The organism is Cupriavidus nantongensis, assembly GCF_041726985.1.
Classification (GTDB): domain Bacteria; phylum Pseudomonadota; class Gammaproteobacteria; order Burkholderiales; family Burkholderiaceae; genus Cupriavidus; species Cupriavidus nantongensis_A.
Map to the genome: position 1 here is coordinate 1,254,478 of NZ_CP168302.1, position 15,649 is coordinate 1,270,126.

General features: G+C 70.8%; 11 protein-coding genes. 2 read left to right on the forward strand and 9 right to left on the reverse strand.

Features of this window, described 5'->3' with window-relative positions; all coding sequences use genetic code 11:
• Positions 1-65 precede the first annotated feature (65 nt).
• The 7 genes from ACEI37_RS05390 to chrA all read right to left on the reverse strand — a co-directional run bounded on the left by ACEI37_RS05390 (position 66) and on the right by chrA (position 8,801).
• Positions 66-2,489, reverse strand: a complete 2,424-nt coding sequence (locus ACEI37_RS05390; protein ID WP_373377688.1) for a penicillin acylase family protein — start codon at positions 2,487-2,489, stop codon at positions 66-68.
• A 135-nt stretch (positions 2,490-2,624) separates the two neighbouring features.
• On the reverse strand, positions 2,625-4,235 hold the full coding sequence (locus ACEI37_RS05395; protein WP_373375768.1) for a sulfite reductase subunit alpha: 1,611 nt from the start codon (positions 4,233-4,235) through the stop codon (positions 2,625-2,627).
• Entirely contained in the window at positions 4,232-5,239 is a 1,008-nt protein-coding gene (locus ACEI37_RS05400; protein ID WP_373375769.1) for an FAD:protein FMN transferase, read from the reverse strand. The genes ACEI37_RS05395 and ACEI37_RS05400 overlap by 4 nt, the downstream gene beginning before the upstream one ends.
• A gap of 14 nt (positions 5,240-5,253) precedes the next feature.
• Positions 5,254-6,093: a DUF4198 domain-containing protein gene (locus ACEI37_RS05405; RefSeq protein WP_373375770.1), complete on the reverse strand. Its 840-nt coding sequence runs from the start codon at positions 6,091-6,093 to the stop codon at positions 5,254-5,256.
• Positions 6,094-6,111: 18 nt separating this feature from the next.
• Complete coding sequence (locus ACEI37_RS05410; protein ID WP_115699249.1) at positions 6,112-6,636, reverse strand: DUF2271 domain-containing protein; 525 nt, start codon at positions 6,634-6,636, stop codon at positions 6,112-6,114.
• A gap of 56 nt (positions 6,637-6,692) precedes the next feature.
• A complete protein-coding gene (locus ACEI37_RS05415) occupies positions 6,693-7,349 on the reverse strand; it encodes a PepSY-associated TM helix domain-containing protein (protein WP_373375771.1) in 657 nt (218 codons plus the stop codon).
• A gap of 228 nt (positions 7,350-7,577) precedes the next feature.
• Positions 7,578-8,801 (reverse strand): chromate efflux transporter, encoded by a 1,224-nt coding sequence (chrA, locus tag ACEI37_RS05420; protein WP_373375772.1) that lies wholly within the window; start codon positions 8,799-8,801, stop codon positions 7,578-7,580.
• 365 nt (positions 8,802-9,166) lie between these two features.
• Between chrA and ACEI37_RS05425 the strand changes: the two genes are divergently transcribed.
• Both ACEI37_RS05425 and ACEI37_RS05430 read left to right on the forward strand, forming a co-directional pair.
• Complete coding sequence (locus ACEI37_RS05425; protein WP_373375773.1) at positions 9,167-10,720, forward strand: methyl-accepting chemotaxis protein; 1,554 nt, start codon at positions 9,167-9,169, stop codon at positions 10,718-10,720.
• Positions 10,721-10,858: 138 nt separating this feature from the next.
• Positions 10,859-11,110: a GlsB/YeaQ/YmgE family stress response membrane protein gene (locus ACEI37_RS05430; protein WP_092315066.1), complete on the forward strand. Its 252-nt coding sequence runs from the start codon at positions 10,859-10,861 to the stop codon at positions 11,108-11,110.
• On the opposite strand, the gene ACEI37_RS05435 is transcribed toward ACEI37_RS05430, so the two are convergent.
• Positions 11,083-14,358: a transglycosylase domain-containing protein gene (locus ACEI37_RS05435; RefSeq protein ID WP_373375774.1), complete on the reverse strand. Its 3,276-nt coding sequence runs from the start codon at positions 14,356-14,358 to the stop codon at positions 11,083-11,085. The two genes, ACEI37_RS05430 and ACEI37_RS05435, sit on opposite strands and share 28 nt — an antisense overlap.
• 226 nt (positions 14,359-14,584) lie before the next feature.
• On the reverse strand, positions 14,585-15,622 hold the full coding sequence (locus tag ACEI37_RS05440) for an aldo/keto reductase (RefSeq protein WP_373375775.1): 1,038 nt from the start codon (positions 15,620-15,622) through the stop codon (positions 14,585-14,587).
• Positions 15,623-15,649: the final 27 nt, after the last annotated feature.

Below are 15,649 nucleotides of genomic sequence, written 5' to 3' on the forward strand. Positions count from 1 at the left end.
CACCCCGACCCTCTCCCGCACGCGGGAGAGGGAGTACACAAGCGGGAGTTACGAAGCTGGGAGAATCACTGCGGCACCAACTCCACCCTCTCCCGGCTAGCCTTCTCCACCGCCTTGCGCGTATACACCAGCGGGAAATACTCCCCCTTGGCCCACAGCGGCGCGAGGTCGCGGTAATGCGGGCTGGCAGGATTGCCCGACTGCCCCGGCGTGTTGATCACGCGCGAGGCGTCCCAGTTGCCGACGTCCAGCACCATGCGGAACGACGCCCCCGCGGTCAGCCGGAAATCCGTATTGCGGTAGCTGGTGTTCATCGGCGTGAAGGCCGAGCCGCCGATCGGGCCCGCGTTGACGTTGAACTGCTGGCGTTCGGCATCGCTCAGGATCGGGTCCATCGGATGCGTGAACACGGCGGTGTGGAGCTTGCCCCATTGCCAGGCGCGCGGGTCCGGCCCCAGTTTGGACTCGACCTCGGCCATGGCGGCCTTCAGCGATTCCAGCATCACCGCGTTGCGACGCTCCGGCGGCATCCACGGCCCGGGCTGCTCCAGCACCGCCACCACGCGCGCGGCATCGCCGGCGCCGACCAGGCGTGCGGCTTCGGGCGGCAGCGCGGCGCGCACCACGGCCTGGCGCAGGTGCTTGCTGAACCAGACTTCGAACAGCGCCGCGGCGGCGCTGTCGGCGCGCTCGTTGCCGTTCCAGCCCCGCAGCAGCTCCAGGCCGCGGGCCAGTTGCGGGTCGTCGCTGCGCACGTCCTGCAGCAGCGCGACCACGCGCTGGGCTGGCAGCGACACGGTGTCGTTCTGCCACGCCATCGAATCCTGCACCGAGCTGCGCGGATTCGCGCCCACCACGGCCTTGAGCCGGCGCGCGCGCGAGCTGTCGCTCCATTCGTAGCCCACACCCAGCTTCGCCGCCGGATGCTCGGGCGGGATGTTGTTTTCATTGGCGGTGACGATATAGCCGGGCGCGGGGTTGTAGGCCCACGGCAGCTCGTCCATGTTGCGGTAGCCGGCCCATTCATAGCTGCCGTCGCCGGCCACCGGCGTCAGGCCGTCCCAGTTGGGACGCTTGACGGTCAGCCCGCCCGGGATCCAGCCGATATTGCCGCCGGTGTCGGCATAGACCTGGTTCTCGCCGGGCGCGCCCCAGCGGTTCATGGCGGCGCGGAACTGGTCCCAGTTGCGCGCGCGCATGTAGTCCATCGAACCGAAGTACGGCGCCATGCCGTAGTCCAGCCACGCCGCGCGCAGCGCCCAGGCGTGCCCGGACCCGGACACCAGCACCGGGCCGTGGCGGGTGAAGTCGAGCGTGACCTTGCGCGGCGCGGGCTCGCCCTTGACCGCGATCTCCTCGGTGATGGTCTCCATCGGCTCCCAGCGGCCCTTGTACTTGTATTCGCGCGGGTTGGCCGGGTTCAGCTCGTAGCCGTACAGGTCCTCCTGGTCCATGTAGAAGCGCGTCAGGCCAAAGGCAATGGTGCCGTTGTGGCCGATCGAGATGCCCGGCAGGAACGGCTCGCCCGCGCCGATCACCGACATTCCCGGCGCATTCAGGTGGCTGATGTAGCGCAGGCTGGGCGCGCCGTGCGAGCGGTGCGGGTCGTTGGCCAAAATCGGCCGGCCGGTAGTAGTGCGCTTGCCGCCGATGACCCAGTTGTTCGAGCCCAGGCTGCGGCCGGTATCGCTGTTGGCATCGACCACAGCGTAGAGCTGGTCGAGCGGGATGCCGGCGGCGCGCGCGTCGCCCCAGGCTTCCTTTGGGAAGCGCGCGGCGGCGGTGGCCAGTTCGTAGGCGCGGCGCAGTTCGGCCGCGGGCACGGTGCAGGGGTCGATGCCGGGGTTGAGCTTGGGTTCGATCTGCGGGTCGAGCTCGCGGCGCAGCCAGTCGGCGCGCGCGGCATGGGTCTTGGCCTCGCAGTAGAGGCGGGCGCGATCGATCTCGCCGGTGAAGTTCAGCGTCAGGCCGTGGTGGCGGATGCGCACGATGTCTTCCGCCTGCCAGCGCGCCGGCTTGTAGTCGAGCTTGCGGAACTCGGGCGGCAGCAGCTCGGGCTTCTGCTCGGTCAGCGCCACGTAGGCGTTCACCCCCGCGACAAAGGCCTCGGCCACGCGCTTGGCGTCGCTGCCGTAGGCCAGCCATTCGCGGTACATGTCGCCGCGGAACAGCACCGCGCGCGCCATGCGGTCGCCATCGGCATAGGCCGGGCCGAAGTCTTTGGCCATCTCGCCGAGCCCGCGCTTGCGCCACAGGTCGATCTGCCACAGGCGATCGCGCGCGGCCATGAAGCCCTGCGCATAAAAGGCGTCGTAGAGCGTGCCGGCATAGATATGCGGCACGCCCCAGCGGTCGACCAGCACGCTGGCGGGTTTCTCGAGTCCGGGTACGGCAAAGGTGTTGGGCCGGGCAGGCGCTTCGGCCATGGCGACCGGGATGGCGGCGAGCAGGGCCAGCGCAGCGGCCAGGCGGCGGGGGGTGCGTAACATCGGGTCTCCTCGTGTTGTGATGGCTGCAGATGTCTTGCAGTTCACACCGAAGATAGTGCATGGCCGGCCGCGGCGCGAGCGCGGCGGCCGATCTCCGCACGCGGCGTGGCGTGCCGGCACCGGCGGCCAGGATGCCTAGTAGACGTCGCGCCGGTAGCGGCCGTCGTCGGCCAGGCGGTGCAGCGCATGCTCGCCCAGGATGTCGGCCAGCGCGTCATGGACGCCGCCGGCCATGCCCTGCAGGCTGCCGCAGACATAGATCGCCGCGCCGTCGGCCACCCATTGCCGCACGCCATCCGCGTGCAGGCGCAGCGCGTCCTGCACGTAGCGCGGCGCGCCGCCGTCGCGCGACCAGGCGTGGTCTGCACGCGCCAGCGTGCCGTCCGCCAGCCAGCCGGCCAGTTCCCCGGCAAAGAAGGCGTCATGTTGCGCCGAGCGCTCGCCGAACAGCAGCCAGTTGCGCCGCCGCCCGGCCGCGGCGCGGGCCTTGAGCTGGGCCCGCAGCCCGGCCAGCCCGGTGCCGTTGCCGACCAGGATCAGCGGCCGCGCGTCCGCCGGCGGATGGAAGCTGTGATTGGTGCGGATGCGCAGCGCGATGCGGCTGCCCACCGCGGCGTGCTCGGTCAGCCAGCCCGAGGCCAGGCCGAGCCGGCCACCGCCTTTGCCATCGTCGTGGCGGGTCTGGCGCACCAGCAGTTCGAGCTGGCCATCACGCGGCAGCGAGGCGATCGAATATTCGCGGTGCGGGAGCGGCGCCAGCGCATCTACCAGCTGCTGCGGCGCGACGCCCTGCATCGCGGCAAGGTGCGGTGCGGGCAGCGGCATGCGCGTGGCCAGCGCCGCGGCCAGGGTGGTGTCGGCACCATCGCAGCGCACCGGGGTGTCGCCATCCAGGCCAAGCAGCGCCAGCAGCCGGTCGACTTCGGTCGGCGCGTGGCACGGGCCGATCTCGGCAATGTCGCCGGCCTGCCAGTCCGGCGCCGCGCCGTCCGGCGGCGCAAGCACCAGATGGAAGGCCGGCGCACCCTGGCTGCCGGGGTTCAGGTGATGGCGCTGCGCCAGCCGCCAGTGTTCATAGCGCGGTCGTTCCCAGTCGGCGATCTCGGCGCCGCCGCTCAGCGCCGACAGGTGGTTCTGCCAGTGGCGCAGCGCGCCGGCGTCGCCGTTGTCGACTTCGATCAGGTCGAACAGCGGCTGCGCGCGCTGGCGCTGCAGCCAGCCCTCCAGCGCATGGCCGAAGGCGCAGAAGCGCGCGTAGCTGCTGTCGCCCAGTGCGAGGATGCCGTAGCGCAGCCGGTGCAGGCCATCGGCGCCCGCCAGCAGGCGGCGGGCAAAGCCCGAGGCGCTGTCCGGGGCGTCGCCCTCGCCGGTGGTGCTGACCACGAACAATGCCTGGCGGCATGCGCGCAGGCGCCGCCCATCGACCTCGGCCAGCGACAGCAGCTGCACCGGCAGGCCCGCGCCCTGCAGCGCGGTGGCGGTCTGCAGCGCCAGCTGTTCGGCAAACCCGGTCTGGCTGGCATAGACCACCAGCGTCGCACCGTCGCCCGTGCCGGCCAGCGCCGCCACCCGCGCGCGCCGCTGGCGGTGATGGGCCACCACCGCGCCGCAGAATCCCGCGTACGCGGCAACCACGCCGGCGGCCATGGCCATGCGCGACGGCCCGAGCACGGACAGCGCCACGCCGCCGGCCACGGCCAGCCAGCCGGCGCCGGCGATGGCTGACGACACCGTGTTGCCGCTCATGCCAGCATCGCGGCAAAGGCCGGCGAAAGATGTTCGAGAAAACCGTCCGCGGTGCGCACCAGGAAGCGCGCGGCGATGCCGTGGCGGCGCGCATGTGCCATGCCGGCCTCGGGCCCCAGCGCGGTCAGCGCGGTGGACAGCGCATCGGCCAGCATGCATTGCGGGTGGATCACCGTGACCGAGGCCAGCGCGTGGCTGGCCGGATAGCCGGTGCGCGGATCGATGGTATGGGCGAAGCGGCGGCCATCGCTGTCGAAGTAGCGCCGGTAGTCGCCGGAGGTGGCCACCGACAGCCCGTGCAGCGCGACCAGCGTTTGCTGCGCGGCATCGCTGCCCGGCCCCGGCGGCGCTTCCAGCGCGACCCACCACGGCATGCCGTCGGGCTTGACGCCATGGCCGCGCAGTTCGCCGCCGATCTCGGTGAGGTGATGGTCCAGCCCCTGTTCGCACAGGTAGCGCGCCACCGCGTCGACGGCGAAGCCCTTGGCGATGGCGCAAAAGTCCAGCGCCACGCCGCCCGGCTGGCGGGCGCGCCCGCCCGCGGCATCGATTTCGATGCGGGCCCAGCAGCAACGGCCGCGCGCGGCCTGCACGTCGTCTGGCGACGGCGGCGCATGGCGTGCCGGGGCCGGGCCGAAGCCCCACAGGTCGACCAGCGGACCCGCGCTCGGGTCGTAGGCCCCGCCGCTGTCGCGTGCCACCTGCAACGCGGTCTGCAGCACCGTGAAGCAGTCTGCCGGCAAGGCGTGCCAGCTGCCCGGCGGCGCGCGGTTGAACCGGCTCAGGTCCGAATCCGCTTCCCAGTTGCTCATCTGCGCGATCACGCGCTCGAGCACGGCCTGGATGCCGGCGGCGATGGCGCCGGCATCCGTTTCCGGCGGCAGCAGCGCCGCCACCGACCAGCTCGTGCCCATGGTGGGCCCGCCCCAGCACTGCAGGCGCGCATTGGCGAGCGGCGGCTCGGGCGGCGCGCTCAGCGCAACGGGTACCAGGACGCGGTTCACGCCGTGCAACCGGCTTATTGCGGCAGCACTTCCACCGTCACCGCATAGACGGCGCGGCGCGACTTGGCCTGCTTGAAGGTGGTCTTGTCGTCCTTGACCTCGGCTTCCATCCAGTACATGCCCGCGGCAGGCCACTTGACGCTGAACTTGCCGTCGGCGTCGGTGGTGGCGCTGAATTCCTGCAGCTGGTCGCGGTAGCGGATGCCGCCCGGCACCACCGCCACCTTCAGGTTGCTGGCGGGCTTGCCGTCGAGCAGCAGGCGGAAGCTGGCGGTGTCGCCGGCGACCAGGTCGTTCGGGTGCGTGATCGGCGCCAGCTCCAGGCCGCGGCCGACGGTGCGCAGGCCCTTGTCGCTGGGCTTGCCGGCGGTGACGAAGGATTCGATGCGGCCCTCGGCCTGCGTGACCTGCAGGTCCTGCGCGTTGGCCGGGACTTCCCTGGCGAAGTTCTCGGCGCTGCCGCGCCAGCGCTTGCTCTGGCCGTCGAGCTTGTAGCTGGCGAACAGGCCGTTGTTGACCACCGCCACGCGATACGTGCCGGGCTGGGTCAGGTGCAGGTCGAAGGTGCTGCGGTACTTGCCGGTGGCCGCGTTCTGGGCCTTGACCGCGCTGCCGTCGGGGGCGGTGACCTGCAGGTTGTCGAGCCGCATCGGCACGTGCTCGAAGTAGAACAGGTCGTTGGAGACCGCGGCGTCGACGGTCACCCACGGATCGCTGCCGGACAGCACGGTGGCCGACGGCAGCAGCCACTGGCGGTGCGCGTGCGCGGCCAGCGGCGCGAGCGCGGCCAGGGCCAGCACGGCGGCGCGCAGCGCCAGGCGGGAAGATGCGGCGGACATCAGGGAAGGTTTCATGGTCGGGCTCCGGGAAGGTTAAGGCTTCAGGTCGACGGTGACGCCGCCGAGTTCGTGTTCGCCCTTGGCGCGGGCGCTCTGCGCCGATTGCGGCGGCCACGTGAACGGCACGCGCAGCAACTCGCGCCCGCCCACTTCACGCGCGGCCTCCACCACCAGCTGGTAGTTGCCGGCGGGCAGCTTGCCCAGCGGCGCCTTGCCGTCGCTGAAGCTGACGCTGTGCTCGCCCGGCGCGCGCGTGGCGCCGGAGATGCCGTCGGCCGGCATATGCAGGTCGCGGCCGGCCTTGCGCCACCACTGGCGCATGTCCTTGAGCCACTTGGTGCCCTCGCCGTCCTTGAGCTTGCCGTCGTACCAGACCGCCAGGGTCTGCACCGGGCTCTGGTCGGCGCGCTCCACCCACATCGCCACATAGGGCCGGTGGTACTCGGCCACGGTCAGGCGCGGGATGTCGACCTTGACGTTCAGGTCCGCGGCCAGCGCGGGGCCGGCCAGCGGCACGGCGGCCATGCCGGTCAGGGAGACGGAGAGCAGTCGGCGCATATCGGAGAAACCTCGTCAGTGAGATGCAGGAAGAAGATCGGCGCCAGCACGACCGATCAGTGGATAAACAGCAGCGCCAGGAGCACCGGCACCACCAGCCCCAGCCCCACCAGCGGCCAGGTCGCCACGCGCCCGCCCGCATGCAGCTTGAGCAGGAACAGGCCGGTCACGCAGAACACCAGGCACGCCAGCGCGAACGCGTCCAGGAACAGGCTCCACGCCGCGCCGGTGTGGCGGCCCTTGTGCAGGTCGTTCAGGTACGAGACGGCCCCGCGCGAGGTGTTCTCGTACTGCGCCTCGCCGCTGTCGAGCGCGATGCTGACCCAGGCGTCGCCGCCCGGGCGCGGCAGCGCCACGTAGATCTCGTCGGCGGACCATTCGGCCTCGCGCCCACGGGCGTCGATATCCAGCGCCTGCGCCAGCCAGTCGGCCAGCACCGCGGGCACCGGCGCCCTGGTCTCGCTAGCCTGGGCGGCCTCGGCCGGGGCCGCGGCGCGGACCTGGTCGAGCACGCGCGTGGGCAGCGTGGCATGCCGGGTCTGCACGGCAGGCCTGGCCTCGATCTGGCCGGCGTGGTTCAGGGTGAAGCCGGTGACCGCGAACAGCAGCATCCCGATCAGGCAGATCGCGGAACTGATCCAGTGCCACTGATGGAGATGCTTGAGCCAGAAGGCACGGCGCTGCTGGCCGGCGGCCGGCTGGGTGTCGGTCATTGCGGTGAGTCGGCAGGCGCGATCTGGTCTGAGCACGCCCGGTCTTGCCTTGATACGGGTAGCTGGAGCGCCCCCTGGAACGCTCACAAGGCGTCAGGATGTGCCATGGACGGCACAAGGAGGTGCGGAAGAGAGAAGGATAATCGTTCGCATTTGAAAGTGCAAACGGTCGGCCGGCGTGGCGGATTACAGCGCATTACAACGTCAAGCCGTGGGCCAGGACCGCCCTCAAACGACCGCCGTAACCGCCCAGCCCGCCACGCCACTGGCCACCACCACCAGCCACGGCGGCAGCTTCCAGCGCATCAGCGCCACCAGTGCCAGCGCCACCAGCACGATGTCCAGCGGGCCCTGCACCGCGCTGGTCCACACCGGATGCCACAGCGCCGCCAGCAGCAGCCCGACCACGCCGGCGTTGATGCCGGCCAGCGCCGCCTGGGCGCGCTGGTTGCGACGCAGGCTTTCCCAGAACGGGAGCGCGCCCAGCACCAGCAGCGCGCCGGGCAGGAAGATGGCCAGCGTGCATAGCAGCCCGCCGGCCAGGTCGGTGGGCGGGTTTTGCATGGCAGCGCCGAGGAACGCGGCGAAGGAAAACAGCGGCCCGGGCATGGCTTGCGCGGCGCCGTAGCCCGCCAGGAAGGCTTCTTTGCCGACCCAGCCGGGCGCGACCACGGCCGCGTCCAGCAGCGGCAGCACCACGTGCCCGCCGCCGAACACCAGCGCGCCGGCGCGGTAAAAGGCATCGAACACGCGCACGGCCGGATCTGCGGCCCACTGCGCCAGCAGCGGCAGGCCGGCCAGCAGCGCGGCAAACAGCGCCAGCGCCAGCACGCCGCCGCGATGCGTCACCGGCAGGCGCAGCGGTTCATGCGCGCCGCCCAGCGCCGGCCGCAACAGGGCCATGCCGGCCACCGCGGCGGCGGCCATCAGCGCCACCTGCGCCCACGGCCCCGGCCACGCCAGCACGGTGCCGGCGGCCGCCAGCATGATGGCGATGCGCACGGGGCCGACGCACAGTGTCCGCGCCATGCCCCACACCGCCTGCGCCACCACCGCCACCGCCACCAGCTTCAGCCCGTGCAGCACGCCCGGCGCCGCGGCTATGCCGTAATGGGTCACCCCCAGCGCGAACACGATCATGGCCAGCGCCGACGGCAGCGTAAAGCCCACCCATGCCGCCAGCGCGCCGCCATAGCCCGCGCGCGCCAGCCCCAGCGCGATGCCGGTCTGGCTGCTGGCTGGTCCGGGCAGGCACTGGCACAGCGCCACCACGTCGGCATAGGCAGGCTCGCTGAGCCAGCCGCGCCGGCGCACCAGTTCCTCGCGGAAATACGCCAGGTGGGCCACCGGACCGCCGAACGAGGTCAGGCCGAGCCGCAGGAAGATCAGGAACACGGCAAGCGGCCCGTCGTGGCGGCGGGTGTCGTCGGAAGGACTGGGCAAGGAAGCCATGGAGCGGTTTGCGGGCAAACGGAAGCGTGTGGAGGCGTGCGGAGGACAGCGCAGATTCTGACCGATTTTGCAGGCGCGGGGTGACAAAGCGGAGGCGGAAGCACGCGCTCGCGCCGAGCGGCACGTGCGAAGCGTTGCATAGCGCACAAGGTCGCGCCCGGCTTTTGAAACCAATCAACCACACCGTCAGTGTGGCGTAGCTACCTCAATCAAGTTACGTCCGTTTTGCGCCGTTATGCCGCAGACGCATGCGCCGTCGGCCCTTGTCCCCCAGCAGGCGGTCACGCGCGCCCACCGGCGTGGCACGGCGATGCGCATCACCGACGAGAAGCGTAAAGCGCGAAGAAGATGGAGGAGTGGAAGCGATGCTGCACAACCTGAGCCTGAAGAAAAAACTGCTGTTGCCGCTGGTGCTGAGCTGGGTCTGCCTGCTCGGCATCACGCTGTGGAACGCGTGGCACATCCGCACGCTGCGCATGGAGGAGCGCCGGCTCGACCTGGCCCACGTCACCGACACCGCGGTCTCGGTGGTGGCCGAGTACGAGGCGCTGGCCAAGGCCGGCAAGTTGCCGGCCGAGGAAGCGAAGCAGCAGGCGGTCGAGCGCGTGCGCGCGATGCGCTTCGGCGCCGACGGCTATTTCACGCTGATGCGCTCCGACACCGTGGTGCTGATGCACCCGTTCAAGCCGGAGATGAACGGCAAGGCGATGGAGGGCATGAAGGACCCGAACGGGGTCTACCTGTTCCGCGACATCGCCGCGATCGGCAAGGGACCGGGCAAGGGTTTCGTCGAATACCTTTGGCCCAAGCCGGGCGCCCAGGCACCGCAGCCCAAGCTGAGCTACGTGGCCAACTTCCGCCCCTGGGACTGGAACTTCATCGCCGGGCTCTACCTGGACGACATCGAGGCGGCGTTCCGCCAGGAGCTGTGGAAGGCGCTGGGCCTGCTGCTGGCGGTCGGTGCGCTGATGTCGCTGGTGATGGTGCGGGTCGCGGCCAGCCTGCAGCGCCAGCTGGGCGGCGAGCCGGCCACCACCGCGCAGATCGCCGGGCGCATTGCCGAAGGCGACCTGGCCAGCCAGGTCGAACTGCGCGCCGGCGACGAGCACAGCGTGCTCCATGCCATGCACCGCATGCAGGCGCGCCTGACCGGCGCGATCGGCAGCATCCGCGGCTCGGCCGATTCGATTGCCGGTGCGGCCAAGCAGATCGCCGCGGGCAACGCCGACCTGTCGCGCCGCAGCGAGGAGCAGGCCGCGTCGCTGCAGGAAACCGCCGCCAGCATGGAGCAGCTCACCAGCACCGTGCGCCAGAGCGCCGAGAACGCGCGCCAGGCCAGTCACCTGGCCGAGGGCGCGTCGGACATCGCGGTGCGCGGTGGCGCCATCGTCAGCCAGGTGGTCGGCACCATGGGCGAGATCAAGAGCGCCTCGGGCAAGGTGGTCGACATCATCGGCGTGATCGAGGGCATCGCCTTCCAGACCAATATCCTGGCGCTCAACGCGGCGGTCGAGGCGGCCCGCGCCGGCGACCAGGGGCGCGGCTTCGCGGTGGTGGCCGGCGAGGTGCGCACGCTGGCCCAGCGCAGCGCTACTGCCGCCAAGGAAATCAAGGCGCTGATCGGCAATTCGGCCCAGCGCGTGGAAGACGGCGCGGTGCTGGTCGAGAACGCCGGCAAGGCGATGGACGAGATCGTCGACGCGGTCAAGCGCGTGACCGACCTGATGGGCGAAATGCGCGCCGCCACCGAAGAGCAGACCGGCGGCATCGAGCAGGTCAACCAGGCGGTGTCGCAAATGGACCAGATGGCGCAGCAGAACGCCGCGCTGGTGGAACAGGCCGCGGCCGCCGCCGCGTCGCTGGAAGACCAGGCCGAAGCGCTGCACCGCGCCGTGGGCCAGTTCCGCCTGGCGGCCTGAGCGGCGCAGCCAGGGCGAAAGCCCCGCGTGTGCCATCCGTCGGCCGCGCCCTGCGTGTATGATGAAGCGAAGCCGGCCGCACAGGCGGCCGGCCCCGTGCATCAGACCGTTACCGCAGACCACTGACAGGAGCGCACCATGATGGCATTCATTGGCACCGTGTTCGTTGGCCTTATCGTCGGCCTGATCGCCAGGGCGGTAAAGCCCGGCGACGACAAGCTGGGTTGGATCATGACCATCATCCTGGGCATCCTGGGCTCGGTGGTCGCGGGCTATGTCGGCCGCGCGCTGGGCTGGTACCAGCCGGGTGAGCCCGCGGGCTGGGTCGCCTCGGTGCTCGGCGCGATCGTGCTGCTGGTGATCTACGGCATGGTGCGCCGCAAGGCCTGACTGGCGCGGCGCACGCCGGCCGCGTCGTTGTCGGCCAGGCCCGGCGCCTGGGGCGGCGGAGGCGGCGGCATCGCGGCCACCTCTTGCCGCGCCGGTGCCTGCAGCGCGGCTCCCAGTCCTGCTTCCAGCCCGTCGGCCAGGACCGGGCCGGGCATGCCGTCTCCCGGCGTCGCCATGGTCGGCGCGCGCGGCGCGCGCAAGCCCGGGGCCGCGTCGCGGCAGCGCAGCAGCGCGCGGTCGCCGCCCGGCGCCATCGCCGACACCTGCGGGGCGATCGCGCGCAACACCCGCACCGCCAGCGCGCTGGTGAAGCTGTAGCGCGCCGCGTAGGGTTCGCGCACATTGACCACCACGGTGCCGTAGAAGCGCTCGCCCAGCGTGAAGACGAAGGTCGCCGAACGGTTCACCGAGCGCGACGAGATCAGCCGCCCGCCCGGCCCGTAGACCTGGAAGCGCTGGTCGCCCGTGCCGGTCTTGCCGGCCACGGTCAGGGTGGCGCCATCGCGCCCCGGCACCGTGAACGCACCGCGGATCGACTTGGCGGTGCCGCGCTCCACCACATCCAGCATCGAACGGCGCGCCAGTTCGGCGACTTCGGCCGGCAGCACGCGCTTGCCCGGGCCGGGCTGCAGCACGTAGCGGGTGGCGTACGGCGTGCCGTCGGCAAACGCCAGGCTGCGCACCGCCGCGTTCTGCGTGACCACGCCGCCTGACAGCAGGATGCCAGCCAGCTCGGCCAGCGCCGCGGGGCGGTCGCCGGCGGCCCCGATGGCGCTGGCATACGACGGCGTCAGCGAGTCGAACGGATAGCCCAGCCGCTGCCAGCGCCGCGCGATGCGCACGAAGGCGTCCTGCTCAAGCAGGGTGCGGATGCGGTTGTCCTGGCCGGCCTTGCTGCGCGTCTTGAACAGCCACTTGTACACCTCCTGGCGCTCGGCGGTGCTGGCGCGCAGGATCTCCGCCAGCGTCGCGTCGGGGTGCTGGTCCAGGTATTCCACCATCCACAGTTCCAGTGGATGCACCCGCGACAGGTAGCCGCGGTCGTTCAGGTTGAACTTGTCCTTGCCGTACTTGCGGTACAGCGCCGGCAGGTCTTCCTTGGCCAGCTGCTTGTCGCCCAGGCGCGCGCGCATGATGCGGATATAGCTGTCTTCGTCCAGCGCGGGCCGCGCGCTCAGCAGCGTCACCGACATGCGCACCGCGTTCAGGTGCGGCGTGGTCATGCGCACCCGCCCCAGCAGCGTGGCCAGGCGTTGCTCGGAAGTCTTGCCGCGGTAGCGCTGGTAGAAGTTGGTCATGTAGGCGCTGCCCTCCTGGTCGGCAAAGCGCTCCAGGTAGGCGCGCCGGCCCGGCGCGTCGCGGTCTTCGAACAGGTCGCCGATATCCGGGCTGGCGTGGAAGGTCTCGTAGCGCACGATGTCGCGCATCATGCGGATGAACACCAGGTTGACCGAATGCTGGAACGCGGTGCGCACGGTCAGGTTGCGCAGGCCCGACTCGCGCTCGAAGTTGGTGAAGCTCTGCAGGCCGCCGCCGGTGTAGAAGGCTTCGCCGGCACCGCCGGCATACTTGCGCTCCATCGCCGCCTCGAGCATCGCCATCAGTTCGCGCTCGGCCGGCTTGCGCGCCTTGGCCAGGTAGTCGACCGCCCAGCGGCTGAGCGCGTCCTGGCGCGCCAGCGGCACCGCGGCCAGTTCGGTGCTGGTCATGCCGGCATAGCGCGCGTGCAGCTCGCTGATGATCTCCAGGTAGGTCACCAGCGTGCGCAGCTTGGCGGTCGAGCCCAGGTTCAGGCGCGCGCCGCTGTTGATGTCGAAGGGCTGGTCGATATTGTCGGCCTGGATCCGCACCACGCTGGCATTGCCCACACGCTCGTACAGCGTGAAGCTCGCCATCAGCTTCGACGGATCATCGTGGTCGCGCAGCAGGTTGTGGCCATACAGTCCCATGGCACGCGCGTCGGCCTTGTTGTTCACGCGCTGCAGCGTGTCGACGACGATGCGCTGCGCCTCGCGGTTGATGGTGCTGTCCACGGTCAGGTCGAGCCGGTCCATGTCGTAGCGGCTCTCGACCCCGGTCAGCCGGCTGATGTCGGCGCGTACGCGGTTGACGGCCTTGCGCGTGACAAAGGGCTCCTGCGGCGGGCGCTGCGGCGCCGACGCCTTGTCCAGCGGCTGCGCCAGCGCGGCGTCGCGCAACTCGGCGGTGATGATGTTGTTGGCCGCCATCAGGCGCAGGTAGCTGCCGGTCAGCGCGTCCAGGTTGGTGTCGTCGCGGCGCAGGTGGTACGACGGGCGGCGCTGCGAGATGATCAGCGACAGCGCCCGCTTGAACGCCTGCGCCTGGCGCGGGTCCGGCGCGCGCTGGTCCATCTCCTTGAGCAGTCGGTTGATCTCGCCGAAATCCTCGCCGTACCAGACCCACAGCGCATCGCCGATGCCGTTGATCTCGCCGAAGCCGGCGCGCGCCGACAGCGGCACCGTGTTCAGGTAGTCGACCACGATGCGCTCGCGCGCGCGCTGGGTGTCGGGGCCGTCCAGGTAGGCGCGCAGCGATGCCGACGCCATCTGCCGGAATTTTTCCGGGATCGAGGTGGTACGGCCTTCGGGCGAATGCCGGTATTTTTCGATCTGCGTCGCCAGCGTGCTGCCGCCGGGCGCGTCGTGCGACTTGTCGGCCAGCCGGATCATCTGGTCCAGCACCGCGCGCGACAGCCGGCGCCAGTCCAGCGCCGGGTTCATGTTGGGATATTCCGGATTGAGCAGGCCCTGGTTCTCGACGTACAGCAACGCGCTCACCAGCACCGGCGGCACCGCGCCGAAATCGGCGTACTGGCGCTGCGGGTAACGCTCGAACGCCAGCGTCAGGCCGTTGCAGTCGCGCAGCAGCAGGCCCGCCTGGTTCTTTTCGCGATAGGGCGTAAACAGGCCCTCGTCGATCAGCCGCACCATGTCGGGCGACATGCGCGCCTGTTCGGCGGGCACATAGCCGCGCTGCTCCAGCCGCTGCGCGAACTGCGGCAGCCTGCCGTAGCCCATGCGGGCGTCATAGGGTCCGGAATGCGGGAAACGGATGCTGTCGCTGGCACCCGGCTGGACCTCGAACGTGAGCCGCTGGCCCAGGCTGCCGATCAGCCGCGCCTGCCAGTGCGAGTTGCGCACCTCGCTTGCGACAACGCTATACACGACATAGGCGCCGCCCGTGAGGGCGACCGCCAAGCCAGCGAAAATCCAGCCACGACGCGACACGTTTGGGCTTCCTCGTTGGGCCGGCGCAGCGCGCAAACTCTCCTTGCGCCGGCTCGAAGCGCGATGTTCTCGCGGTGCGCGCCTCACGCGCGCCCGCCTGTCTTGATATTAGTAGGAGTCGCGCCCGGGTGCATCAAGCACGCGCACGGGTCGCGTGCCGTTGCAGGCGGGCGTCATCTCAGGCAGCGCCTGCGCCACTTCCGGCGCGTCCGGAAGGCGCCGCGGATTATCGGCCAGCCGCCGCGCGCCCGACCGGACGTCCGATCAGCGGATAGCCCGGATCGTTGTAGCCCGGCGTCGAGGCATGGCCCGGCGACACCAGCGCATCGATCATCGCCTCTTCCTCGGGCGTGATCGCGGCACCGAGCGCGCCGAAGTAATCCTCGAACTGGGCCAGCGTGCGCGGGCCCGCGATCACCGACGACACGATCGGGTTGGCCAGCACCCAGGCCGTGGCGAACTGGCCCGGCGTCAGCCCGCGCGCCTCGGCATGGGTCTTGAGCTGCTGGGCGATGACCAGCGATTCCTCGCGGAATTCGGTCTCCATCATGCGGCGGTCGGCGCGGCCTGCGCGCGTGCCCTCGGCCGGGGCCTGGCCAGGCGCGTACTTGCCGGTCAGCACGCCGCGCGCCACCGGGCTGTAGGGCACCACGCCCAGGCCGTAGTGCTCGCACGCGGGCAGGATCTCCACCTCCGGCAGCCGGTTCAGCAGGTTGTAATACGGCTGGCACGCCACCGGGCGCGGCACGTCCAGCTCGCCGCACAGCCGCGCGATCTCGGCGATGCGCCAGCCGCGGAAGTTCGACACCGCCCAGCAGCGGATCTTGCCGCTGCGCACCAGGTCGCCCATGGCGCGCACCGGCTCCTCCAGGTTGGCGCCGGGGTAGTCGCGGTGCAGGTAGACGATGTCGATATAGTCGGTCGCCAGCCGGTGCAGGCTGTCCTCGACCGCGCGCATGATCCACGCGCGCGAGTAGTGGCCGTGGTTGGGCGCGGCCTGCATGGCGTTGCCGAGCTTGGTGGCCAGCACCCAGTCGTGGCGGTCGCCGGTCAGCAGGCGCCCCACCATCTGTTCGGACGCGCCCTTGCTGTACACGTCGGCGGTATCGATGAAGTTCACGCCGTGGTCACGCGCGCTGGCGACGATCCGGCCGGCCTCGGCCTCGTCGGTCTGGTCGGCGAACATCATGGTGCCCAGGCACAGCGCCGAGACGCGCAGGTTGCTGGCGCCGAGGCGGCGGTACGGCATGGAGAGGTCTGGCATGGCGGCTCCTTGGTTGGGACAGCCCAC